The following is a 23,545-nucleotide window of genomic DNA, read 5'->3' as shown; positions in this document are numbered from 1 at the left end:
GTCCCCAGGGAAATTGGTCGGTGCTCAGTCGTTCCAGATAAGAACGTCAATGGGTGTCGGGTTGTAACCGTTGCAGGGATTGTTCAACTGAGGACAGTTGGAAATGAGGATCAGCGTATCCATGCAGGCGGTCAGTTCAACGTATTTACCCGGGGCAGAAATGCCGTCTTCAAAGGTCAGGCCGCCTTCGGCCGTCACCGGCACATTCATAAAGAAGTTGATGTTGTGGGTGATGTCCTGCTTGGCAAGATGGAATTCCGGGTGCTGGTTAATGGCCAGCATCCAGCTGTCACGACAGGCATGCATGCAGCGCTTTTCCAGACTGTAACGCACGGTATTGCTTTCGGTGGCGCAAGCGCCGCCCAGCGTGTCGTGGCGACCACAGGTATCGGCAACGATTTTTAGCAACGGGTTCATGCGGTTGCTCATCAGTACGGTGCCGGCGGTGAGATACACATTGCCCTGTTCACGGATGGTATCCACGGCGCTGTAACGCTCAGCAGGATCTGCCGCATTGTAGAACAGGGTGTCGGCAGCCTGGTTGCCCTCCAGATCCAGCAGGCGAACAGTCTGGCCTTTCTTGATGATACGGATGAAATAGTCGCCGGCCGCCACTTCTTCACGGAAGAAGGCCTGCTCCGGTTGACGTTGGCTTTCTTTGATCATGGGTCTTTCCTTGGCGCCTCAAACAGCGCTTTTACTGAAAATTACAGGCCCAAGTGATACAGGCGATTGTTTTCAAAGGCGCGGCCGTTTTCAGGGCGGGCATTTTTGCAGTAGTCATCGTCCGCTACAGGGGCAGCTTTCAGCATCTCAATTTGTACTGGCTTGATGGGGTAGTCTTCGGCCGGATTCAGTGGATGCGGGCAGGTGTGCATTATCACCAGGGTGTCCATTTCGAAACGCAGGGTGACGTGTGCACCGGCTCTTGCCGCAGATGGATCGAATACCAGCTTGCCGTCGTTATCGGCGGCGACTTTGGAAAACAGATTCAGATTGGCTGCCATATCCCGTTCGGTAAGGCCGTATTTGGCCAGTTCGGTGAGGAAGCAGTGCTCCCCGCTCAAGGTCCACTGGTTGTGGCAGTCCTGGTAGGAACGCACGGCATATTTTTCTTGCAGGGCTTTTTCGCTAAGGGTGCCGCACACGGTGTCGTGCCAGCCAAATTCATCCTCCACGATGGAGGCGAAGACACGGCCCATGTCGGAGTACAGGCAATTTCCTTTGGTGAGCTTGAAGGTGTGCTGCCCCTTGAGGCTATCTGGCGCGTTATAGCGCTCCAGCGGCATCTCCGGGTTGTACATCAGCATTGAGAGATTGGCGCCGCCTTGCGGGTCGGTGAGACGCAGTTGCATACCGCGGCGTACGCGCAGGGACCAGTGGGCACTGCCGGGCAGGATGGTGGTGTAAAGGCTTTCGCTCATGATGAAGTCCTTGTCGTCTTACAAAGTGTCGTTGAGAACGCGGCTGGTACGCCCCACGTTCTGGTTGATGTCGCTAAGGGTGCCGCTCTGGCAGTCGCCCACCGGCAGGTCGTAGGTCACCCGGGCGCCGTAGGCGTCGGGGGCCTGCGGGTCCAGCCGAGGCTTGTCGAATACCCACAATCGTGTACCCAGATAGAAGCCTTCAGTAATGTCGTGGGTGATCATGAACACGGTCAGCTTTTGCTCTTTCCAGAGTGTCAGCACCAGCGTGTGCATGTCGGCACGAATGCCCGGGTCCAGGGCGCCAAAAGGTTCGTCCAGCAGCAGGATACGTGGCTTTTTGATCAGAGCCTGGGCAAGTGCAAGACGCTGCTGCATACCGCCGGAAAGCTCGTGGGGGTACTTGTCGACCGCCTGGCCAAGGCCCACGGATTCGAGCATTTTCAAGGCATCCTTACGAAGTTGGCGCCGTGTCTTGCCGAAGCTGATGCCCAGCCAGCGGTTGCTCTGCAATTCGCCGCCCAGCATCACGTTTTCCAAAGAGGTCAGGTGATTGAGTACCGAGTAACGCTGGAACACGATGCCACGGCTTTCGTCCGGCTCCGCCGGCAGCCGCTGACCATCCAGCAGCAGCTCGCCTCGGGTGGCTTGTTCGGTGCCGAGCAGAAGTTTCAGGAAAGTGGTCTTGCCGCAGCCAGAGGCGCCGACAATGGTGACGAATTCGCCTTCTTCCACAGTGGCGTTCAGCCGTTCCAGCACGACTTGTTCACCGTATTCTTTCCACAGATTTTTCATTTCGATAATCGCCATGGTGCACGCTCCTTAATGGCCTTTCTGGTGGAACCAAGGGTGGCGCCATTGCGAATAGCGGCTGAGAATTAAGTCTATTGCGAAGGCCAACAGAGTGATCCACACCACGTAGGGCAGAATCACATCCATGGACAGGTAGCGACGTACCAGGAAGATCCGGTAGCCCAGCCCTTCGGTGGCAGCGATGGCTTCGGCGGCGATCAGGAAAAGCCAGGCGGGGCCTAGCGACAAACGCACTGCGCTGATTAGCCGTGGCATCAGTTGCGGCCACACCAGCCGGGTGATGATCTGCCAAGTATTGGCGCCTAACGTCTGCAGCTTGATGATTTGTTCTGCAGGAATTTCCATCGCCCGCTGTTGCAGGTCACGAATCATGAAGGGCGTGATACCGATGATAATGAGCATCACCTTGGCCAGTTCGCCCAGCCCGAAAATGATGAACAGCACCGGCAGCATGGCCATGGGGGGAACCAGCGACAACCCTGTGACCAGCGGTGAAAATGTGGAGCGGATCAGGGGGATGCTGCCGTTGCCAATGCCCACGATAATGGCGACCAGGGCGCTGATGGCTACACCGATAGCCAAACGTTGCAGGCTGGCCAGGGTATCGGCGAGAAGCAGGTACTCACCGCTGCGTTTGCTGGGCTCGAATGCCATGCGATTAATGGCCTGAACAAAACTGTCCAGTGCAGGCAGGAGTTTGTCGTTTGGATTGTCGGCAAGACGTGCATCTGATGCCAACATGTAAACGACAATCAGCAGTGCAAAGGGAAGTAGCCCCAATGCCCAGCTTGCTGCCCTGCTGGGCTGTCTGTTGATCAGTTTCTTCATGGGGGTTCCCACTGGTAAGTGTCGGAGCTAGTGCAATGGTCGACGCCGAAAAAAGCTAACTCTGTCCGGCCTCGACCTGAGCCTTCAGGTGTTACAGCTTCCCGTCGGCGGCCATGGCCATGTAATCGGCGATAAAGCGCAGCTGCACATTGCTTTCGCTACCGAATACGCCAACCGGGGTTTCGATACCGACGAAGCCGGCGTTCGGAGCGCCTTCCCCGAGCAGGCCGTGATCGAATGAAAACTCCGCCACTTTCTGCATGGTGTCTTTCAGCTCGGGGCTGTTGACGAACGTCACCGCTTCGCTGGCCTTGTAGAACATGCGGGTTGACGCCAGCTGAGCGTCGTATCCGGCTAGATCGGTGCCGGACGCTTTGGCCATGAAGGTGCGGGCAGCCTTGCCGGCATCGTCATCGGCGGACATGGTGGCCATGATTTCATACCACGCACCGGTGAGTGCCTTACCGAAGTTCGGGTTGGCTTTGAGGGTCTCGGTGTTCACCACCATCAGGTCGATGATTTCGCCCGGGATCTTTGAAGAGTCGAAGACCTTGTGGCTGTCCGGCATGGCGGTGATTTCGCTGAGTAGGGGATTCCAGGTGGCCACAGCAGTGACCCCCTTGGTAGTGAAGGCGGCCACCATGTCGGCGTCGGAGGTGTTCACCACGGTCAGGTCCTTTTCGCTTAAGTTGACAGTGTCGAGTGCGCGGGCCAACAAGTAGTGAGAAACGGACAGTTCTACCAGATTTACATCCTGGCCCTTGATGTTGGCTAGCGTGTCAGTGCCCTTGAGCACCACGCCATCGTTACCGTTGGAAAAATCCCCCACAATCAGGGCAGTAGAGTCCACACCCCCGGCGGCGGGAATGGTCAGGGCATCCATGTTGGTCATGGCGCAGCCGTCGTAGGCACCGGCAGTGTACTGGTTGATGGATTCCACATAGTCGTTGATCTGAACCACATCGATGGTGATGTCGTATTTGGCTGCCCACTTGTCGACGATCTTTTGCTGGGCGCCATAGTCCCATGGCATCCAGCCCACGTAGATAGACCAGCAGACGCTAAAAGAATCTTTGGCCAGTGCAGTAACAGGTGTGAGCGTGGTAAACAGAACGAGTGCTGCAGCTGCAGCTATTTTGCATAGGGAACGGGTCATGTCGGACCTCCTTGGCTACGGACGAAGAGGAATCCAATGACACTGCTGTCATCGTGTCCTCCCGGGCTTTTGTCCCGCCGTGTAACCCCCTGCCGGTAGATGCTGCTGCCAATCTATCGGCGCCAAGAAGGTCGAAGGCTCTCGGACCAGGCATCGGCTGCTGGCGTAGCCGATCGGAACCCTAGCTTTCTATTGGTGCAGATTGTGTTGAGTGCTTGATGGCAACAAAGCCATTCGATTCCTCTACCCGTAATAAAGCAAAGGAAGTGCCAACCTGAATCAGGAAAGGCGAAAAGGCCGTGTCTGCCGCACAAGGCACGGCTTGGCATTGGAAATTAGGGGGAGGGGAGCAGAATTGGGGATACCATGCCGGCGCGATGAAGTGTGCCGGCATGGTGCATGGCGCGCGTCTTTGCGCTCGGGTGGTGCGGGTTACTCCGGCTGTTCCAGGAAGTCGATCAGTGCCTCCCAGCTCACCTGATCCGCATGAGCGCTGTAGGCCAGGGGCATTTCGAATCGCTCACCGGCAGCATCGGCCCCGGGGTTAGTGAAGCCGTGCTTGGCCTCCGGGAAACTCAGTAATTGGAAATCGGCTCCGGCAGCGGTCATCTCGCTGACAAAACCACTTACTTGTTTTGCGGGCACCATGGGGTCAGCCTGCCCTGTAGCGACTAGAACCCGAGCTTTCAGCTCGCCGGATTTTGCCGGGTTCTCGGTGCCCAGGCTGCCATGGAAGCTGGCTACGCCGGCCAAATCAGTACCCCGGCGGGCCTGTTCCAGCACCACTGCGCCACCAAAACAGTAGCCGATGGCAAACAGGCGCCCTGGCTCAACTTGCTGCTGTTTGAGCATCAGGGTGCGAGCAGCCTGAAAGCGGGCATTCATGGTTTCCGGGTTTGATAATGCGGTTTCCATAAAACTTTTCGCATCTTTCGGATGGCTGGCAACTTTGCCGGTGCCGTACATATCTACCGCAAAAGCGGTGTAACCCGCTTCCGCCAACATGTGCGCGCGGTTACGGGCATAGTCATCCAAGCCCCACCATTCGTGCACTACAATGACTCCGGGGCCCGGGTCTTTCTGGCGATCATTGAGGTACATGACGCCCTTACCTAGGCCGTCAGGCAGGGTAACTTCGGTTTCAATGATGTCGGTGTAGCCGGTTTGGCCGGCAAAGATAAGGGATGCGAGTAAGATGAGCCGTTTCATAGACCTGTCCTTGCTAAGTTTCAGCGAAATTATTTATTTTGCCAGACCCAACGAAGTGGTTCGCCGAAGTCGTCGTAAATGAGTTTACGTCGTGGCTGGGCATTGAGCTGTTGGCGATGAGGTTTATGTTTGCGAGAGTCTATGTTGGCAGCCACTTGACTCAGATCTGTGCGCTGATTCTGGCGGGGGCCATTAAACAGCACGGTTTGGTGCCCTTTGCCGGATACAGCATCAGCGCCACTCACACCGTTCGGTACCTCATTAATGGCCCCGCCTTCAGAAAGAAAGCGTTCCATATCGCGTTCCAAGCGATGCCGCTGTTGTTCTTTACTGTTACGAACTTTCACGGGGCTCATCGGGGCTGATGGGTGGATCAATCACAATAACAGGCTCATATAGAGGCTGCCACCATGATAATTGCGGTTACGGTTAGGTTTTGTGTCGAATCAGCCCTGGCGCAGGGAGGTGAGAATCTGTGGTGGCGCCTGCTAGCGGAACCTTATGTCCGTTGGTAAGTGATCGTTAAAGGTGCATATCGCTAATTCGGGGAATAAAGAGTAAAGGGCGAGGGTGGATTGCTCATCACCCTGCCCAAGGGCGGTGGATCGTTACTTTGCGGCCAAAGGCGGAGTATCAAAAGCCACATTGGTCAGCCCATGACGCATGAGAGTGCGGATATTGGCGTGGTCGTTGCCGTCTGGATTACCCAGAACATGGTCGCGGTAAAAGTGACCGAAGCAGGCCAGCGTCTGAGCGTCAGAAAGAAAGTTGATTTTGGCAAAGGCCAGTATCTTGCAGGACCCTTCATTCGTACCAGCGTCATTGTACACGCAATCATCACCGTGGCCGTTGCTGAAGGCTGCAGGCGTGTAATGGTAATGTTCTGTAATCACGGCTTGTACTGCGTCGAAGGTAACGGTGTCCGGGTCGGCTTTTAGGGTGTCTAACAGGGTGTTTAGCGAAGAGGCCATCGTTCTTCCTATGCCAGGTTGAAACAGGGCCTGAAGGCAGCCCATGCAGAGCTGACAATCAGGCTGTTAGAGAGTTGGGGGTATTACTGGGCGGCGGAATCTTTGGGCAGAACCATACCGGTGCTTTGCAGCGGGTTACAGTTCTTAATGACCACCTTACCTTCTAGCATATTGCCGCGGGAATATTCGCGGAAAATGCATTGGTTGGTTTCCGGGTCGTAGTTTTCAATCCACAGGTTGTCATCTTTCCACGTGGCATTTAGATGGTACTGCTCTTCTGGCACGGAAATATGCATGGTGCCGCCAAAGCGCTTCACAAACACCTGCTGTAACCAGAAATAATAGGCGATGGTAGCGGTGAGCCAGATAATCACAGCGATAATCACGGCAGGCTTCCATTTGCCTAACCGTACGCCAACACCAAATAGTGCACCAATGACTAGTGCTGCTACCAGGAACCAATAGAGATAGGTAACCATACTTGCATCCTTGTCGTTTGAGGTTTGTTGTAATGGCGCTTAAGTGCGCGAAGTGTCTCTGGCATCATAGCAGTCAACGCAGGGGTGGGTGTAAAACCATGCAACAGTGGTGGCTATATATGCTGGAGTGTGCGGATCGGTCGCTGTATACCGGTATCAGCACGGAGCCGGCGCGTCGGGTTCATGAACATAACACTAGCCTGAAAGGCGCACGTTATACGCGGGCTCGCCGTCCAGTACGCCCGGTATTATTGCTGCCGGCGGGCGATAGAGCTTCTGCCAGCCAGTTGGAGGCTCGCATTAAGCGTTTAAGCCGCCGCGACAAGCAGCTCCTGCTGGTGGCGCTGGAAATGGAAAAACGGCAGCGACCGCTGTCTGTCTGGATTGAGTCACTAACTGAGTCAGTCAGGCATTTGGAATAATCAAACATCATGATGGAGAAACGATCGATGACAAATACGCTGAGCGCCAGGTCAATGCCGCGCCTGAATACTTTTTGGCGCAGTGCTTTGCTGGTCTTGCTAGTAGGCTGGTTAAGTGGTTGTGGTATTAACAATATCCCGACCTATGACGAGCAGGTGAAAGCCGCTTGGTCACAGGTAGAAAACCAATATCAGCGCCGCGCCGACTTGATACCCAACTTGGTGAATACGGTTAAAGGCTATGCTAGCCACGAGAGAGAAGTGTTGGTGGATGTTACCCAAGCCCGAGCTAAGGTGGGCTCCATTCAGGTGGATGGCAACATGCTTAACAATCCAGAAAAGCTAAAGCAGTTCGAACAGGCTCAGCGCCAGCTTGGTTCTGCTTTGCAGCGTTTGATGGTGGTGGCCGAGCGCTATCCAGATCTGAAGGCTAATCAGAATTTTTTGGCCCTGCAATCGCAACTGGAGGGCACGGAAAACCGCATCAGCGTGGCACGCCGGGATTACATTGCGGCCGTGCAACGGTATAACACCGAGATTCGTACCTTTCCCGGTCGTCTCTGGCACAGCTTTTTGTACAGTGACATGGAAACCCGCGAAACCTATGAAGCCACGGCTGAAAATGCGGACCAGGCCCCCAGCGTGAACTTTAACTGATGCGCTATTTCGCACTGATCGCCCTATTGCTTAGCACCTCGTTGTGGGCGGCGCCGGAATTTCCGGCGCTGTCTGGACGGGTGGTGGACGAAGCGGGGTTGCTGACCCCCGCTCAAACTCAGAGCCTTACCCAGGCGCTGGCGGCGGCGGAGCAAAATACGTCTAACCAGCTGGTGGTAGTTACCCTGTCCGATTTGCAGGGCTATGACATCGCCGATTATGGCTATCAATTGGGCCGTGAGTGGGGCATTGGCAGCAAAGAAAATAATAATGGCGTGCTGCTGATCGTGGCGCCCAATGATCGCAAGGTACGCATTGAGGTGGGCTATGGTTTGGAAGGCGTGCTCACTGATGCCCTGTCCAGTGTGATCATCCAGCAGGAAATTTTGCCCGCGTTCCGCCAAGGTCAGTTTTATGGCGGCATTCAGGCTGGGGTGACGAGCATCCAAGCCGCCATTCAGGGTGAATATCAAGGCGAGCGCCAACCCCGCGACAAACCCAGCGGCCTCAAGGCTTTGCTGATGCTGATCGGCATGGTAGTGGTCACCTTCCTATTGTCATTTGGGGGTGGCGGAGGCCGGGGTGGCCGCCGTGGCGGCATGTTCCTGCCGGTGCCCATGGGCGGCTTTGGCGGCGGTGGTGGATTCGGTGGCGGCGGCTTCGGCGGCGGCGGTGGTGGTTTTGGAGGCGGTGGCGCCTCGGGAGGTTGGTAATGTTGCTGGATCACGATGCTCAGAGCGCTTTGGCCCGCGTCATCAGCGAACAGGAAGCGCGTACCGATGCGGAAATGGTGACCGTGCTGGCGCGTCAGGCGGACGACTACCGTTATGTGACAGTCATGTGGGCTGCGCTGTTATCGCTGTTAGTGCCAGCGTTACTGCTTTTCCTGCCGGTGTGGCTTACCCCGCTTGAAGCCTTGCTGCTGCAGTGGGGGGTGTTGTTGGCGCTCGCGGTGCTGTTTCGGCTGAAACCGATCCAGTTTCGCCTAGTGCCACGGCGGTTACAGCAAACCCGCGCGGCTGGGCTGGCGCGCCAGTCGTTTCTGCAACAGGGGCTTCATCGCACCAAAGGCGCAACCGGCGTGCTGATTTTTGTTAGCGAAGCCGAGCACTATGTGGAAATTTTGGCCGATCAGGGTATCGCCCAGCATGTGCCAGACAGTGAATGGCAAAGCATGGTGGATGCCTTTATTGCAAAGCTGAAAAACGGTGAAGTGGCAGAGGGCTTCCAAGAATGCGTGGCTGCCTGCGGCGACAAGCTAGCAACCTACGTGCCTGCCACTGAGCAGAAAAATGAATTGCCTAATCATCTGGTGGTTCTCTGAATTAAAAGGTGAAGGAAGGTTGTTTTCAAGAAAGGGGCCATTCGGCCCCTTTTATCTATAGTCATGAACGGCTTCAGGGCTCCCGCTTCAACGGTCCTGTTATCGAGACCTCCGAGTAGTTTCATCAGCATGACCCTGCTCAATCCGGGTAAGAAAAAGTGCATGGGGAAGTGCAGGGAACCGTGTCGCCGCCGTCAGGCGCTGTGTCTTGATGTGGTGGCCTAGTGGGCACCGACGACTTCTGGGGCGCCGATTTTAGCTCTGGCCTCGATAACCTGAAATTGCGCGGCAGCGTGTGCGGCTATGTTCTGCAAAGTTTAAGACGCTCAAATTGTTCTGACTCTTCAGCAATTACTCAAAATCCTCAATCTCTTCGATCGTGGGGCGCTGCTTGACGGCGGTTGTCAGTGTCATGCCCAGAGTCTGGAGATAGAAGGCAACTGTCAAAATACGCCCGGTGAACTTGCCCTTCTCAATCTTGATGACGTCGTTGCGATGGATAAGACTTCGTCTCGCCACCTCCTCCTGAGTTAGGCCCATCGCCTTTCTTCGGCTTCTGCCGTCACTTCCAATTTTTTCCAAGTTGTACATGACGGCCACTAATTTGCACTAATATTGCTGCAAACTACTTTTTTTCCATCTAAATGCAATGATATTTGTGCAAAGCCCCCCTTGCTTCTGCGCTTGCCAAGAGAGCTGGTGCGAGCCTGGCAGTGATTAAAGGGCATGTTGGAGGGTGTAAACAAAAAAAACCGGCTAAGCGGGTTTTTGTTGACCCCATTTTGACCCCGGCGCGGATCGGGGATGGGGTTATGTCTCGTGGATTTTCGTAACCTACTGATCCAAAAGACTGAATTGGTAGCAAGGGGCGGACTTGAACCGCCGACCCCAGCATTATGAGTGCTGTGCTCTAACCAGCTGAGCTACCTTGCCATTTGAGGCCGCGAATTTTCCGTGAGGGAGAGGCAGGTGTCAAGCACTGCTGGTGTGGCTGGGCAATGTTTAACCAGAAGTTGCCTGTGGGGCGTGGAATCTGCCATAGTTGCAGTGTAAATGAAAATCACTATCATTAAATGATTGGGTTCATTGGCCTTACGGGCAAGAATACTTGACCAAATTGCTCAGGATTACTACTCTCACTCTTAGAATACACGCAAGAAAGGTGTGGATATGCGTTTGACGACTAAAGGCCGCTATGCGGTAACTGCTATGTTGGATCTGGCGCTGCATGCTGCGACGGGGCCGGTGTCGTTGGCGGATATTTCTGAGCGTCAGGGCATTTCCATTTCTTATCTGGAACAGTTGTTTGCCAAGCTGCGTCGCAATGGCCTGGTGAGCAGCGTGCGTGGCCCCGGTGGCGGTTATCAGCTTAGCCGTAATAGTGGGCAGATTGATGTGGCCGCGGTGATTGCGGCGGTGGATGAGTCCGTTGATGCCACGCGCTGTGGCGGCCATGGGGATTGTCAGGAAGGGGATATCTGCCTGACTCACCACCTATGGTGCGATTTGTCTGGCCAGATTCAGGATTTTCTCAGCGGGATTACGCTGGGGGAGCTGGTGGCCCGCCAGGAAGTGCGGCAGGTGGCCCAGCGTCAGGATCGACACCAGCAGCGTTTGCCCGTTAGCAGCCTTTGATTGTGTGCCGGCAGTGCCGGCTTCTGTAACCCAATACCAGCCATACGATACCCATCATGAGTAATGCCGTTTATTTGGACTATGCGGCGACCACTCCGGTAGACCCGGCAGTGGTGGACGCTATGGTCCGTCATCTTGGCCCTGAGGGCACCTTTGCCAACCCTGCGTCCCGCAGCCACCTTTATGGTTGGCTGGCGGAGGAAGCCGTGGAGTCCGCCCGTCGCCAGGTGGCTGATTTGTTGAATGCCGATCCCCGTGAAGTGGTGTGGACCAGTGGTGCTACAGAGGCCAATAATTTGGCCTTGAAAGGCGTGCTCGATGCCTGTGGAGGCGGCCATGTGATTACGGGTGCGACGGAGCACAAAGCGGTGCTCGATGCCTGTGGCTGGCTGGAGACGAAGGGCTACGCTGTGACCTACCTGAAACCGCAAAGCAATGGCCAGATAAGCCCTGAGAGTGTTGCCGCGGCGCTCCGAGACGACACCGTGCTGGTGAGCGTAATGCATGCCAATAATGAAACCGGTGTGATTAACGATATTGCTGCCATTGGTGGGGTGTGCCGTGAGCGGGGTGTGCTGTTCCATACCGATGCGGCCCAGTCTGTGGGGAAGTTACCCCTAGACGTAAAAAACTTGCCGGTGGATCTGGTGTCAGTGTGTGCTCACAAGGTCTATGGGCCAAAGGGAATAGGGGCTTTGTATGTGCGCCGTTCCCCGGATGTAAAGGTGGCCGCACAAATTCATGGCGGTGGCCATGAGCGGGGCATGCGTTCTGGCACTTTGGCAACCCACCAGATTGTGGGCATGGGTGAAGCTTTTGCGTTGGCTGGCTCTTTGAAGGATGAGGAAGGGCCGCGTATCTGCGCGTTGCGTGATCGGCTGTGGCGTGGCATCGCGGCGCTGGGTGGTGTGAGCGTCAATGGTGAGGGTGCTGCGCGCTTGCCTGGCCATTTAAATGTGGCGTTCGAGGGTGTGGATGGTGAAATGCTGCTCACGGCCATGAATGGGGTGGCGGTGTCTTCAGGGTCCGCTTGTACCTCCGCGTCGCTAGAGCCTTCTTACGTTCTCAAAGCTATGGGCGTGACCGATGCGCTGGCCCATGGGTCGATCCGTTTTTCGGTGGGGCGTTTTACTTCACCGGAGGATATTGAGCGGGCGATAAGCTCGGTGGTTGATGCCGTAAACCGCTTGCGCACGGTATCCGCTTAACGCCCCTGGTGATGTGGTTTTCTATGCCGGGCCGGGCTCGACCAGCGCCCCTGTTTTCGGGGGCGATGTTGCGGAGAAGGAAAGAAAGCCTGAGTTCAGGCGGCTAGCTGGGTGGCCTGTTGCTTGATTTTGGCGACCATGGCACGCAGGCCGTTGCCGCGGGTAGGGCTCAGGTGGCTGAGCAAGTCGATACGCTCAAAGAAGGCGTCCATGTCGTAGTCGCGGGCGCCCTCAGGGGATTGCCGATTCAGTGCAGAAAGCACAATGGCGGCTAAGCCTTTAACGATGAGCGCATCGGAATCTACCGCCAAGTACAGAGTGCCAGCGTCGTTGTCGTAATCGGTTTCCAGCCACACTTGGCTTTGGCAGCCGCGTACGAAACGGTCCTCGGTTTTTAAGTCCTCCGGCAGGGCTGGCAGCTGTTTGCCCAAGTCTATGATATAGCGGTAGCGCTCTTCCCAGTCATCCAGAAATTCTAGATCTTCGGCGATATCTTCCGCGGTAATCTCATTGCCAAGCTTAATGCTGCGAATATCAAAATCAGACACGTTGTTGAGCTCCGTGGCCTGACGCTGGATGCCTGACGCCAAAGGCTAACCGCTGTCGTGGTTTTGCGCGTCTGGCGTTTGGCGTCCGGGGTCCGGCGTAAACTAAAACATCCCCAGCTCGAGCTGGGCTTCTTCGCTGATCATTTCGCGGCTCCAGGGCGGGTCGAACACTAGGGCCACTTCCACCTTGTCTACATTGGGAACCTTGCCCAAGCGGTCTTCCACGTCGCCCACCAGCACTGGGCCCATGCCGCAGTTGGGGGCGGTGAGAGTCATGCGGACCTGCACCACATTTTGTCCGTCTCGTTGAATAACGTCGCAGCCGTAGACCAGGCCCAAGGCCATAATGCTCACCGGAATTTCCGGATCGAAAATGGTTTCCAAGACGGTGTTCAGGTCGTCGTCGCGGACGCTGCCATCGTCATTGGCGGGGGCAAAGTTTAGCTCCAGAGGCTCTTGGCCGATGGCATCCGCATCGGTGCCGTCGATGCGCGCCATATTGCCATTAATGGTAACGGTATAGGTGCCGCCCAGCGCCTGGCGCAGGTTGACGAAGCTGTTCTTGGGAATGGTTATACGGGTGCCGTCCGGTACCTTGCGGGCCGGAACGTCGCGTTGAACCACTACCGTGCGTTGGTCTGCCATTATTTATCCGGGCTACGGGTTAGACGTCGTCGACGGTAAAGCTTTCGCCGCAACCGCATTCGCCGGTGGCGTTGGGATTGCGAAACTTGAACAGGCTGTTGACCCCTTCGGTGACGTAGTCGATAACCAGACCATTCAGCATGGGCAGCCATTTTTCCGGCACGTAGAGGTTTACGCCGTCGATTTTGAACAGCTTGTCGCCGTCTTTGGCGCTTTCCACGAAGTCCAGGGTGTACATGAAGCCGGAGCAGCCGGACTCGTCCAGATCCAGACGAATACCGGTGGCACCGGCCCGCTGGATCTCGCGCAGGGCTTGTTGGTTGGCGGCCTCGGTCAGGTGCAGTGTGACCTGGCCGGGGTGGAATGTCTGAACTGTCATGTTGTACCTTCCTTGCGAGCTTGCGAGGAGTGAGTTGCACGTTCAAAGTTTAACGTTGAAAAGGCGCAGGCATGGGCAGAAAACCTTTCCATCATGCGTGTGCGCTATGGGTAATTCTGAGCTGTCGCTGCTGTTTTAGTTTAGCGTCAATACGCGACTACGCTTAAACTTTGAGCTTTCAACGTCCGCTGCATGAATATTTCAGTCAGTGGGGCAATCAGTAGCGCCCTAATTTTCAGAGAAATGTTTTCACTTTCTCTAGTCCTTCGAACAAGCGATCTACCTCTTCCAGAGTATTATAAATCGAGAATGAGGCCCTAACAGTGCCGGGTATGCCTAGGGTATCCATCAGGGGCATGGTGCAGTGGTGGCCGGTGCGTACGGCAATGCCTTGTTTGTCCAGCAGCATGCCCACATCGGCTGGGTGGCCGCCATCCAACAGAAAGGACAGCACACTGACTTTATTGGCGGCGGTACCGATGATTTTCAAGCCGTCGCAGGCTTGGGCCCGCTCTGTGGCATGGGCCAGCAGGGCGTCTTCGTGGGCCGCCAGTGCCGGGCGGTCCTGTTGTCGCAGCCACGCAATGGCGGCGGCCAGGCTGATGGCGCCGGCAATGTTTGGGGTGCCGGCTTCGAATTTGTAGGGCAGCTGGTTCCAGGTGCTTTTTTCGAAGCTCACCGTTTCAATCATTTCGCCGCCGGTCTGGTAGGGCGGCATAGCCTCGAGCTGTTCGCGGCGACCGTAGAGTACGCCTATGCCAGTGGGGCCAAATAACTTGTGGCCGGAAAAGGCGTAGAAATCCACGTCCAAGTCCTGCACGTCCACCGGGAAGTGCGCCACCGCTTGAGCGCCGTCGACCAGGGTAATGGCGCCGGCGGCTTTTGCCTTGGCGACCATCGCTTTTACCGGATTCAGGGTGCCCAGCGCATTGCTGGCATGGCCGATGGCGAAAATCTTTGTTTTGCTGCTGAGTAACTGCTCAAAGGCGGCCTGATCTAGGCTGCAATCATCGTGCAGCGGGATCACTTTCAGGGTGGCGCCGGTGGCGGCGCAGGCCTGTTGCCAAGGCACGATATTGGCGTGGTGCTCACTGGTGCCAATCAGTACTTCGTCGCCCGGCTGCAGGCGCTCACGGGCAACGCACTGGGCCACCATGTTGATGGACTCGGTGGTGCCCTTGGTCCACAAAATCTCTTCGCGGCTGGCGTTGAGGAAATCCGCCACGGTTTGGCGGGCGCCTTCAAACTGGCCGGTGGCCTCGTCACTCAGATAGTGGGCGCCGCGATGTACGTTGGAGTTCACCGTGCGGTAGTAGTTGTCCAGTGCGTTGAGCACTGCTACCGGTTTTTGGGTGGTGGCGCCGTTATCCAAGTACACCAGCGGTTTGCCGTTGACTTGCTGATCCAGAATCGGAAATTGCGCACGCAGGGCCTGAATATCCATCACGCGGCAGACTCTTGCGCCGGCGAGGCGTGGGTCAGTTCGGCTTCCAGCCAGGGTGTGGCCCACTGTGCCACTTTTTCGTGGGGCAGGGTCATCAGCAGTTCGTTAACAAAACCTAGGCTTAGCATGCGCTTGGCTTCGGCTGCCGGGATGCCGCGCGATTGCAGGTAAAATTGCTGCATGGCATCGAGCTGGCCTACGGTGGTGCCGTGGGCACATTTCACGTCATCGTTGTAGATTTCCAGCTCCGGCTTGGTGTTGATCTCCGCGCCGGGGTTGAGCAGCAGGTTCTTGTTGGATAGCCCGGCATTGGTGCCGCTGGCACCGGGGTGGATATGGATGCGGCCGTTGAACACCGCCTTGCCTCTTTCGCCGGCTAGGCCTTTGAAGTTCTGATCCGATTCCCCGTTGGGAACCGCGTGCTCCACGCACATCTGGTTGTCCACGTGGCTGTTATCCCGCACCACGAAGATACCTTTCATGTTTAGCTCGGCGCCGCTCTTGTTCATTAGGGCGCGTACATCGTTGCGGCGCAGGCGGTTGCCGGTCATCAGCTGGTAGCTGTCCACCTTGCTGGCGCCTTGCTGATCAATGATCAGGGTGCCGATATGTATGGTGGATGCCTGTTCGCCTTGCAGCCGGTAGTGGGTCAGCTGCGCGTTGTCGGCGGTGATCAGGGCGGTGACCGCATTGGTCAACGCCTTGCCTTGCGCATGGTAGTGTTCGATCACGGCGGCTTCGGCACCCTGATTGAGTACCACTACCAGACGGGGGTTGCAGTGTGCAGGAGTATCACTGGCCGCCTGAATTTGTACATGAATGGGCTGCTCGATGCGCGTATTGGCAGCCACAGTAAGCACGATGGGCTGGCTGGCAACGGCGCTGTTATAGAACGCAAAGGGCGTCTGCAGGCCGTTGATGGCGGGGCCATCGTGGGACAAGGTCACGCCGTCGGGCAGGTTGTGGTCGACTAACTTCCCGTTGTTGATGGTCACCACATGCTCAGACAGGGCGGGCAGCGGCGGGTTGATTTCGCCGTCGGCAATGGCGTTGAGGTGGCCATCGGCCAGCGCCTGCAAGGAGGTGTACTTCCAGCTCTCGGTCTTGCGTTCCGGGAAGCTGGCGGCTTGCAGCGCGGCCAAAGCATCGCCTGCGCTGCCGCTACGCTGTGCGTTGGCGAGCGCTTGGGTTTTTAATTCCTGTGCTAGAGAGGAAGCAGAGAGACTCATGCGGATTCCTCTTCTCCGGTAAGCCAGCCGTAACCTTTTTCTTCCAGTTCGAGAGCCAGTTCTTTACCCCCGGATTTGATGATTTGGCCATTGGACAGGACGTGCACGAAGTCCGGCACAATATAGTCCAGCAGGCGTTGATAGTGGGTTACCAGCACGATGCCGCGCTCGGGGCTACGCAGGGAATTGACGCCCTTGGCCACGGTTTGCAGGGCGTCGATGTCGAGGCCGGAGTCGGTTTCATCGAGCAGCGCCAGTTTCGGTTCCATCAGCAGCATTTGCATGATTTCGTTGCGCTTTTTCTCGCCGCCAGAGAAGCCTTCGTTAACCCCGCGCTTGAGAAAGCTGGCATCGAGATTGACTTGCTTGCAGGCTGCGCGGGCCTGGCGCAGTAGCGTAACCGAATCCCACTCTTCCTTACCTTGGGCACCGCGCACAGATTCCAGTGCGGCTTTCAGAAATTCCATGTTGGAGACGCCGGGAATTTCCACCGGGTACTGGAAGGCCAGGAACAGGCCAGCCTGGGCGCGTTCTTCCGGTTCTAGGTCTGCCAGGCTTTTGCCTTCGAAAAGGGCTTCACCACCGGTGATTGCGTAATTGTCACGACCCGCCAGCACGTTGGCCAGAGTGGATTTGCCGGAGCCATTGGGGCCCATGATGGCGTGCACTTCACCCGGTTTAACGGTCAGGTTCAGGCCCTTGAGAATCGGCTTGTCCGCCACGGTGGCGTGCAGATCACGAATTTCCAGCATATTTTGATGCGCCTTTCGGTTGGGCTGGGAGGCCAGCCCGGGTTGATTCGGTTTGCGGTGGGCGCCGGCCTGCTCGCGATCCATGATTGGTAAAGGGTGAATCGCTTGCGGGCAAACTCCCACACAGTCATTTTCAGGGTGAGGGCTTAGCCCACTGCGCCTTCTAGGCTAACTTCCAGCAACTTACCCGCTTCCACGGCAAATTCCATGGGCAGTTCCTTGAACACCTCTTTACAGAAGCCGTTCACAATCATGGAAACCGCCTTTTCCGGGTCGATGCCGCGTTGCCGGCACAGGAACATTTGGTCGTCACTCACCTTGGAGGTGGTGGCCTCGTGTTCGATGGTGGCCGTGGGGTTTTTCGACTCGATGTACGGGAAAGTGTGTGCACCGCAAGTGTCACCGAGCAACAGTGAGTCGCACTGGGTGAAGTTACGGGCGTTTTCTGCCCGCGGGCTGATGCGCACTAAGCCACGGTAGCTGTTGCTACTGCGCCCGGCGGAGATGCCCTTGGAAATAATGGTGCTCTTGGTGTTCTTGCCCAAGTGGATCATCTTGGTGCCGGTGTCTGCTTGTTGCATGTGGCGGGTCAGCGCTACGGAGTAAAACTCACCGATGCTGTTGTCGCCACGCAAGATCACGGACGGATACTTCCACGTGATAGCGGAGCCCGTTTCTACCTGGGTCCAGCTAATTTTGCTGTTGTCGTGGGCGATACCGCGCTTGGTCACGAAGTTATAAATGCCGCCTTTGCCGTTCTCATCACCGGGGTACCAATTCTGTACGGTGGAGTACTTGATCTCGGCGCCGGGTAGAGCAACCAGTTCAACTACCGCCGCGTGCAGCTGGTTTTCGTCGCGCTGAGGTGCGGTGCAGCCTTCCAGGTAGCTCACGTAGCTGCCTTCGTCGGCAATGATCAGGGTGCGCTCGAACTGGCCGGTGTTGGCTTCGTTGATGCGGAAATAGGTGGACAGCTCCATGGGGCAGCGTACGCCCTTGGGGATGTAGACGAAGGAGCCGTCAGAGAATACTGCACTGTTCAAAGCGGCGTAGAAGTTGTCGCCTTTGGGCACCACGGAGCCCATGTATTTCTGCACCAACTCCGGGTATTCCTGAATGGCTTCGGAAATAGAGCAGAAAATTACTCCGGCTTCCCATAGCTTCTCTTTGAAGGTGGTGAATACCGAGGAGGAATCGAACACTACGTCTACAGCGACACCGGCCAGCATTTCCTGTTCGTGCAGGGGGATGCCCAGTTTTTCATAGGTGGCGAGTAGCTCTGGGTCCACTTCATCTAGGCTTTTGGGGGCGTCGTCCAAGCTTTTGGGCTTGGAGTAGTAAGACACCTCGTTAAAGTCGATGGGCGGGTGGTGCAGATGCGCCCAGCCCGGTGTGGGCATCTCCTGCCACTTGCGGTAGCTGTCTAGGCGCCACTCAAGCATCCATTCCGGTTCGCCTTTTTTGGCGGACAGAAAACGGATGACTTCCTCGCTCAGCCCAGGGGGCAGGGTCTCGGTGTCCACCGTGGTGGTAAAACCGGCCTCGTAATTGGAGCGAATCAGCTTGTCCAGTTCGGCTTGGCTCATAGATCAGGGCCTGCAGTTGAATACCAGAGTAATTTAGTCGGGTATTATACGCCTTTACAGGGCGCTGTCGAATGAGGGGGCGGTAAGAAAACGGGCGCCCCCGCAACGGCAGGGCATGGGCGCCTCCGACGGGGTCGCAACGGTATCATAATTCGCCCCGCATGCGTATAATGCGCCGGTTCCAAGGGAGGGTGAAACTGGCGGCTTTGGCCGGCCTGCAATCCCTCCTGTCATTGCCCCGGGCAGCCCTTGCTGTAGCCGAGGACCATTTAACGCAAATCTGGAGTGAACTGACTGATGGCTGTTGAGCGCACACTCTCTATCATCAAGCCTGATGCCGTGGCCAAGAACGTGATCGGCGAAATCGTTACCCGTTTCGAAAAGGCTGGCCTGAGCGTGGTTGCCATGAAAATGGTACACCTGAGCGACGAAAAAGCGGGCGGCTTCTATGCTGAGCACAAAGAGCGTCCTTTCTTCAAGGATCTGGTGGGCTTCATGACCAGCGGTCCTGTGGTTGTACAGGTGCTGGAAGGTGAAGATGCGGTTGCCAAAAACCGTGACCTGATGGGTGCTACCAACCCGAAAGAAGCGGAAGCTGGCACTATCCGTGCAGATTTTGCGGAAACTATCGACGCAAACGCGGTCCATGGTTCTGACTCCACCGAGTCTGCTGCCCGCGAAGTGGCCTATTTCTTCTCCGATGAAGAAGTGTGCCCGCGCGCTAGCTAATGTCAGCCAGCGTGCAATACCAGCCACGGCCTTGTGCCGTGGCTGGCGTTTAAAGGAAACCCGGTTTCCTATTGGAGAATGTTATGACTGCCCAACAGAAGGTGAATCTGCTCGGCCTTTCTCGCCCGCAAATGGAAGAATTCTTCCTGACCATGGGGGAGAAGAAGTTCCGTGCCCAGCAGGTGCTCAAATGGATCCACCACCACCAGGCGGATTCCTTCGAGCAAATGACCGATGTGGGTAAGGCATTGCGCCAGAAATTGTCCGAGGTCGCGGAAATACGCGGCCCGAAGGTAACCCACGAGAGTATTAGCCGTGACGGCACCCGCAAATGGGTGTTCGAAATGGATAACGGCGGTGCCGTGGAAACCGTTTTTATTCCCGATGGTCGGCGCGGCACCTTGTGTGTGTCATCCCAGGTGGGCTGTGCAGTGGACTGCAGCTTCTGTTCCACCGGTAAGCAGGGCTTTCAGCGCGACATGACCAGCGCCGAGATCATCGGCCAGGTGTGGCAGGCTAGCCGCGCCTTTGGCCCGCGCCGTAATTTGGGCCAGCATCCGATTACCAATGTGGTGATGATGGGCATGGGTGAGCCCCTGCTTAATTACGACAAGGTGCTTACGGCCATGCGGATCATGAAAGATGATCTAGGTTACGGTATTGGCAAAAAACGCATCACCGTGTCCACTTCCGGGGTGATTCCGAAAATGAATCAGCTTAGTGAAGATCTGGACGTGTCATTGGCGGTGAGCCTGCACGCACCCAATGACGAGCTGCGTAATCAGCTGGTGCCATTGAATCGTAAGTACCCGCTAAAAGACCTGATGGCGGCGTGCAAGCGTTACAGCAAGAATATCACCCATCGTCATAACACCATCACCATGGAATATGTGATGTTGCGGGATGTGAACGACAAGCCGGAACACGCTCGCCAGTTAGTTAAACTGCTTAACGGCATCCCCGTGAAGGTGAACCTGATACCGTTTAATCCGTTCCCGCATGCGGGTTATGAGCGGTCACGTAAAAACGATATTTTGGAATTCCACAAATATTTGAATGACAACGGGGTGATGACCACAGTGAGGACAACCCGCGGTGATGATATTGATGCCGCTTGTGGTCAGTTGGTGGGGCAGGTGAAGGATCGTACCCGGCGCAGTGAGCGCTGGAAGGAATCTATTTTTCATCGCACTGAACAAACAGATGACAATACAGCGCAGACCCAATGAGACGTTTTTTTCAGGTTATTTTCATCCTGTCTCTTGCAGGGGCTTTTGCCGCCGGGTGTGTCACGGTGGACGATGGCCCAAAAGTAAAAGTGGATGAAGCGGTTAATAGCCGCGTGGCAGCCGGGTTGCAGTATTTGCAGCAGGGCAGCCCGTCGGAAGCTCGCCGTCATTTTTCGCGCGCGTTGAATCTGGATGATGACAGTGCCGTCGCGCATAATGCCATGGCATTGCTCTACAAATATGAGCAGGACCCTACCAATGAAGAGTACCATTACCGCAAAGCACTGAATGCGGACCGCCATTACTCCCCGGCACTGAATAACTACGGCACCTTGCTGTACGGTCGTGGTGAGTACAAAGAAGCACTCAAACATTTCAAAAAAGCCGCCAACGATCCGTCCTATGAGGGCCGAGGCAGCGCCTGGGAAAACATGGGGCGTTGTTACCAGCGATTAGGAAACAGCGAGGACGCCCGCAGTGCCTATGTTAAGGCCCTGCGCCTGAACCCCCGTTCTGTTCAGCCCAGCCTAGCGCTGGCGCAATTGTATTTTGACGAAGGCCGTAGCCGCCTAGCATGGGATTATTACCAGCAATATGTGCAGCGCACGGGCCGTCAGAGTGCCCGCGCCCTGTGGCTGGGTATTCAACTGTCCAATTCGTTGGGCTACCGCAACCAGCAATCCAGCTATGAGCTGGCCCTGGATAATCTTTACCGCCGCTCTGGCGAGTACCGTCAGTGGCAGCAATGGAAAGCTGAGCAAGCAAAAGGAGCGCAGCAATGAGCGATGACATGGTGGTATTACCCGGCGAACGTTGTCGCAGAGCCCGTGAGGCCCAGGGTATGACTCAGGCTGAGGCGGCCCAGCGCTTGCACTTGTCTCTGACCTATCTGCAGAGCTTGGATGCTGACGATTATGAGCGTTTGCCGGAAGCCACCTTCGTGAAGGGCTACCTGCGTAACTACGCACGGTTGCTTGGGCTGCCGGCGGAAGAAATCGCCGGTACCTTCCAGCAAATGGTTAATGAGGATGCGCTAGATAAGCCCCTGCTGCTGCCGTCTATTGCGCCACCGCCTGCGGCGTGGCTCAAACCGCTGCTGATTGCCCTGGCGTTGGTAGTGCTGGTTTCCTTGCTATGGGCGTTCTGGCCTAGCAAAGGTGAATTGCCTGCGCTGCCTGACAAGGTTCAGGAAATGAGCCAGCAGAGTGAAGCCGAAGCAGACGCCAGTAATAACGACATGGGTGTTCAGCGCCAGGCCCAATTTGATGACGAAATGGCGGGTGTGATCCAGGGTGCAAGCCTTAACGGTACCGATGCTACTGACGAGGGTGGGCCGCAGGCGGCTGCTGAGTCGATCTCTGACATTACCACTGAAGACGTGGGAAACGATGACGGCCAGCTCCAGAATAATGATGACGTTTCATCCATGCTGGCGGCCAATGGTCTGGATCGCCTGTCACTCAGTTTTACCAGTAACTGCTGGATTAAAGTGACCGATGCCAACGGCCGCACTTTGCGCCAAGGCGAACAATCTGGTGGCGCCTCTCTGATGTTGGATGGCAAAGCGCCGTTCAACCTGACTCTCGGCAACGCTGGGGCGGTGGATGAGTTGCTGGTTAACGGTAAAGCTGTCACCTTGCCGACGGATTCCCCCGGTAAAGTTGTGCGGATCTCCGTTCCCTGATTCGCGAGGGTAGAAAACACCATGGAACCGGAAGTTAAGATTGAACGTCGTAAAACCCGCCAAGTCATGGTGGGCAATGTCCCTGTCGGTGGCGATGCCCCGATCTCCGTACAAAGCATGACCAATTCTGAAACCTGTGATGTAGATGCCACTGTCGGCCAAATCCGCCGGTTACAAGATGCCGGTGTGGATATCGTGCGTGTTTCGGTGCCTTCCATGGAGGCCGCCGAGGCTTTCGGCAAAATTCGCAAGCAGGTGGATGTGCCGCTGGTGGCGGATATCCATTACGATTACAAAATTGCTTTAGCTGTCGCTGAGCAGGGCGTGGACTGCCTGCGTATCAATCCTGGCAATATTGGCCGAGAAGACCGTATCAAGGCCGTGATTCAATGCGCCAAAGACAAAGGCTTGCCGATTCGTATCGGTGTGAATGCCGGCTCCTTGGAAAAAGAATTGCAACGCAAATACGGCGAGCCCACCTCTGATGCATTGGTGGAATCGGCCTTGCGTCATGCGGACATCCTCGACCGTTACGATTTCCAAAATTTTAAAGTTAGCGTTAAGGCCTCCAATGTATTTATGACGCTGCAGGCCTACCGCAAGCTTTCCTCTCAGCTAGAACAGCCGTTGCACTTGGGGGTTACCGAAGCGGGAACCTTCCGTTCTGGCACGGTGAAGTCTGCCGTGGCGCTAGGCGCGCTACTGATGGAAGGCATTGGCGACACTATTCGTGTTTCTCTGGCGGCGGACCCGGTAGAAGAAGTACGCGTTGGTTTCGATATTCTGAAAAGCCTGAACCTGCGCAAAAAAGGCGTGAACATCATTGCCTGTCCTAGCTGTTCACGGCAAAACTTTGATGTGATCAAAACCGTGAACGAGCTGGAAGCGCGTCTGGAAGACATCAATGAATCCGTCGACCTGGCGGTGATTGGCTGTTTGGTAAATGGCCCCGGCGAAGCCCGTGAAGTGGATGTGGGGCTCACCGGCGGCACGCCCAATAATTTAGCCTACCGTGACGGTGAAAAAAGCCACCACATTACCGCTGACGATCTGGTCGACGAGCTTGAGCGAATGGTGCGCGCCAAGGTCAAGAAACAGCGCGAAGACGAAGAAAAAGGCATTATCGCCCGTAGTGAATAGAAGGCGAGGGATCCAGTGGGCCGGGCGTGATGGGTTTGCGTCTGGTACTTGGCG

28 protein-coding genes, 1 tRNA gene and 1 riboswitch are annotated in these 23,545 nt (G+C 56.1%); of the genes, 11 read left to right on the top strand and 18 right to left on the bottom strand.

Annotated elements, in window-relative coordinates; translation table 11 throughout:
• Positions 1-24 precede the first annotated feature (24 nt).
• The 9 genes from Y017_RS13195 to Y017_RS13155 form a co-directional block, all read right to left on the bottom strand.
• Positions 25-666: an urea amidolyase associated protein UAAP2 gene (locus Y017_RS13195; RefSeq protein WP_011589170.1), complete on the bottom strand. Its 642-nt coding sequence runs from the start codon at positions 664-666 to the stop codon at positions 25-27.
• 41 nt (positions 667-707) lie between these two features.
• On the bottom strand, positions 708-1,424 hold the full coding sequence (locus Y017_RS13190) for an urea amidolyase associated protein UAAP1 (protein ID WP_035461347.1): 717 nt from the start codon (positions 1,422-1,424) through the stop codon (positions 708-710).
• 18 nt (positions 1,425-1,442) lie between these two features.
• On the bottom strand, positions 1,443-2,234 hold the full coding sequence (locus Y017_RS13185; RefSeq protein WP_011589168.1) for an ATP-binding cassette domain-containing protein: 792 nt from the start codon (positions 2,232-2,234) through the stop codon (positions 1,443-1,445).
• A gap of 12 nt (positions 2,235-2,246) precedes the next feature.
• Positions 2,247-3,065, bottom strand: a complete 819-nt coding sequence (locus Y017_RS13180; RefSeq protein WP_035461344.1) for an ABC transporter permease — start codon at positions 3,063-3,065, stop codon at positions 2,247-2,249.
• A gap of 91 nt (positions 3,066-3,156) precedes the next feature.
• A complete protein-coding gene (locus tag Y017_RS13175; protein ID WP_035461342.1) occupies positions 3,157-4,221 on the bottom strand; it encodes a putative urea ABC transporter substrate-binding protein in 1,065 nt (354 codons plus the stop codon).
• Positions 4,222-4,277: 56 nt separating this feature from the next.
• A riboswitch (guanidine-I (ykkC/yxkD leader) is annotated at positions 4,278-4,417 on the bottom strand.
• Between the two features lie 236 nt (positions 4,418-4,653).
• Positions 4,654-5,430, bottom strand: a complete 777-nt coding sequence (locus Y017_RS13170) for a dienelactone hydrolase family protein (protein WP_011589165.1) — start codon at positions 5,428-5,430, stop codon at positions 4,654-4,656.
• Between the two features lie 29 nt (positions 5,431-5,459).
• Positions 5,460-5,786 carry a hypothetical protein gene (locus Y017_RS13165; RefSeq protein ID WP_231483513.1) on the bottom strand — a complete coding sequence of 109 codons (327 nt, stop codon included), beginning with the start codon at positions 5,784-5,786 and terminating at the stop codon, positions 5,460-5,462.
• Positions 5,787-6,038: 252 nt separating this feature from the next.
• Entirely contained in the window at positions 6,039-6,401 is a 363-nt protein-coding gene (locus Y017_RS13160) for a HopJ type III effector protein (RefSeq protein WP_035461340.1), read from the bottom strand.
• 83 nt (positions 6,402-6,484) lie between these two features.
• The gene (locus tag Y017_RS13155; protein WP_011589163.1) at positions 6,485-6,880 is read right to left on the bottom strand and encodes a hypothetical protein; all 396 of its coding nucleotides are present in this window, start codon (positions 6,878-6,880) and stop codon (positions 6,485-6,487) included.
• A gap of 98 nt (positions 6,881-6,978) precedes the next feature.
• Here Y017_RS13155 and Y017_RS13150 point away from each other — a divergent pair, with 98 nt between their 5' ends.
• The 4 genes from Y017_RS13150 to Y017_RS13135 are packed head-to-tail and all read left to right on the top strand — an operon-like array spanning position 6,979 to position 9,283.
• Positions 6,979-7,302, top strand: a complete 324-nt coding sequence (locus Y017_RS13150; protein WP_035461338.1) for a GIY-YIG nuclease family protein — start codon at positions 6,979-6,981, stop codon at positions 7,300-7,302.
• A 27-nt stretch (positions 7,303-7,329) separates the two neighbouring features.
• Complete coding sequence (locus tag Y017_RS13145; protein WP_051428779.1) at positions 7,330-7,959, top strand: LemA family protein; 630 nt, start codon at positions 7,330-7,332, stop codon at positions 7,957-7,959.
• Positions 7,959-8,672 carry a YgcG family protein gene (locus tag Y017_RS13140; protein WP_011589160.1) on the top strand — a complete coding sequence of 238 codons (714 nt, stop codon included), beginning with the start codon at positions 7,959-7,961 and terminating at the stop codon, positions 8,670-8,672. Before Y017_RS13145 ends, Y017_RS13140 begins: the two co-directional genes overlap by 1 nt.
• Entirely contained in the window at positions 8,672-9,283 is a 612-nt protein-coding gene (locus tag Y017_RS13135; protein WP_035461336.1) for a TPM domain-containing protein, read from the top strand. The genes Y017_RS13140 and Y017_RS13135 overlap by 1 nt, the downstream gene beginning before the upstream one ends.
• Before the next feature lie 351 nt (positions 9,284-9,634).
• Here the strand turns inward: Y017_RS13135 and Y017_RS13130 are convergent, their stop codons facing one another.
• Entirely contained in the window at positions 9,635-9,874 is a 240-nt protein-coding gene (locus tag Y017_RS13130; RefSeq protein ID WP_155849271.1) for a helix-turn-helix domain-containing protein, read from the bottom strand.
• 265 nt (positions 9,875-10,139) lie between these two features.
• Positions 10,140-10,216, bottom strand: a tRNA-Met gene (locus Y017_RS13125).
• A gap of 237 nt (positions 10,217-10,453) precedes the next feature.
• Here Y017_RS13125 and iscR point away from each other — a divergent pair.
• Together iscR and Y017_RS13115 are read left to right on the top strand one after the other, a co-directional pair.
• Positions 10,454-10,918 carry a Fe-S cluster assembly transcriptional regulator IscR gene (gene iscR / locus Y017_RS13120; RefSeq protein WP_011589152.1) on the top strand — a complete coding sequence of 155 codons (465 nt, stop codon included), beginning with the start codon at positions 10,454-10,456 and terminating at the stop codon, positions 10,916-10,918.
• A 56-nt stretch (positions 10,919-10,974) separates the two neighbouring features.
• Positions 10,975-12,126: an IscS subfamily cysteine desulfurase gene (locus tag Y017_RS13115; protein ID WP_035461332.1), complete on the top strand. Its 1,152-nt coding sequence runs from the start codon at positions 10,975-10,977 to the stop codon at positions 12,124-12,126.
• Between the two features lie 95 nt (positions 12,127-12,221).
• Here Y017_RS13115 and Y017_RS13110 read toward each other — a convergent pair whose 3' ends face one another.
• The 7 genes from Y017_RS13110 to sufB all read right to left on the bottom strand — a co-directional run bounded on the left by Y017_RS13110 (position 12,222) and on the right by sufB (position 18,709).
• Positions 12,222-12,674 carry a SufE family protein gene (locus Y017_RS13110; protein ID WP_035461330.1) on the bottom strand — a complete coding sequence of 151 codons (453 nt, stop codon included), beginning with the start codon at positions 12,672-12,674 and terminating at the stop codon, positions 12,222-12,224.
• 102 nt (positions 12,675-12,776) lie between these two features.
• Positions 12,777-13,319 carry a putative Fe-S cluster assembly protein SufT gene (sufT, locus tag Y017_RS13105; RefSeq protein ID WP_011589149.1) on the bottom strand — a complete coding sequence of 181 codons (543 nt, stop codon included), beginning with the start codon at positions 13,317-13,319 and terminating at the stop codon, positions 12,777-12,779.
• A gap of 19 nt (positions 13,320-13,338) precedes the next feature.
• Positions 13,339-13,698, bottom strand: coding sequence for an iron-sulfur cluster assembly accessory protein (locus Y017_RS13100; RefSeq protein ID WP_035461329.1), 360 nt, complete (start codon positions 13,696-13,698; stop codon positions 13,339-13,341).
• A 235-nt stretch (positions 13,699-13,933) separates the two neighbouring features.
• A complete protein-coding gene (locus Y017_RS13095) occupies positions 13,934-15,142 on the bottom strand; it encodes an aminotransferase class V-fold PLP-dependent enzyme (protein ID WP_035461327.1) in 1,209 nt (402 codons plus the stop codon).
• A complete protein-coding gene (gene sufD / locus Y017_RS13090; protein WP_035461325.1) occupies positions 15,142-16,371 on the bottom strand; it encodes a Fe-S cluster assembly protein SufD in 1,230 nt (409 codons plus the stop codon). Before sufD ends, Y017_RS13095 begins: the two co-directional genes overlap by 1 nt.
• A complete protein-coding gene (gene sufC, locus Y017_RS13085) occupies positions 16,368-17,123 on the bottom strand; it encodes a Fe-S cluster assembly ATPase SufC (protein ID WP_011589145.1) in 756 nt (251 codons plus the stop codon). The genes sufD and sufC overlap by 4 nt, the downstream gene beginning before the upstream one ends.
• 146 nt (positions 17,124-17,269) lie before the next feature.
• Entirely contained in the window at positions 17,270-18,709 is a 1,440-nt protein-coding gene (gene sufB, locus Y017_RS13080; protein WP_011589144.1) for a Fe-S cluster assembly protein SufB, read from the bottom strand.
• Between the two features lie 297 nt (positions 18,710-19,006).
• Between sufB and ndk the strand changes: the two genes are divergently transcribed.
• The 5 genes from ndk (at position 19,007) to ispG (ending at position 23,491) form a co-directional block, all read left to right on the top strand.
• Entirely contained in the window at positions 19,007-19,438 is a 432-nt protein-coding gene (gene ndk, locus Y017_RS13075; RefSeq protein ID WP_011589143.1) for a nucleoside-diphosphate kinase, read from the top strand.
• Between the two features lie 83 nt (positions 19,439-19,521).
• Positions 19,522-20,667, top strand: coding sequence for a 23S rRNA (adenine(2503)-C(2))-methyltransferase RlmN (gene rlmN / locus Y017_RS13070; protein WP_011589142.1), 1,146 nt, complete (start codon positions 19,522-19,524; stop codon positions 20,665-20,667).
• Positions 20,664-21,449, top strand: a complete 786-nt coding sequence (pilW, locus tag Y017_RS13065; RefSeq protein ID WP_011589141.1) for a type IV pilus biogenesis/stability protein PilW — start codon at positions 20,664-20,666, stop codon at positions 21,447-21,449. The genes rlmN and pilW overlap by 4 nt, the downstream gene beginning before the upstream one ends.
• Positions 21,446-22,351, top strand: coding sequence for a RodZ domain-containing protein (locus tag Y017_RS13060; RefSeq protein WP_035461323.1), 906 nt, complete (start codon positions 21,446-21,448; stop codon positions 22,349-22,351). Before pilW ends, Y017_RS13060 begins: the two co-directional genes overlap by 4 nt.
• Positions 22,352-22,372: 21 nt before the next feature.
• Positions 22,373-23,491 (top strand): flavodoxin-dependent (E)-4-hydroxy-3-methylbut-2-enyl-diphosphate synthase, encoded by a 1,119-nt coding sequence (gene ispG, locus Y017_RS13055; RefSeq protein ID WP_011589139.1) that lies wholly within the window; start codon positions 22,373-22,375, stop codon positions 23,489-23,491.
• Positions 23,492-23,545 lie beyond the last annotated feature (54 nt).

The organism is Alcanivorax sp. 97CO-5 (genome assembly GCF_000524665.1).
In the GTDB taxonomy this organism is placed as follows: Bacteria; Pseudomonadota; Gammaproteobacteria; order Pseudomonadales; family Alcanivoracaceae; genus Alcanivorax; species Alcanivorax borkumensis.
Note: the sequence above shows the minus strand (reverse complement) of the source record. Positions and strands in the feature narration are given on the sequence as shown.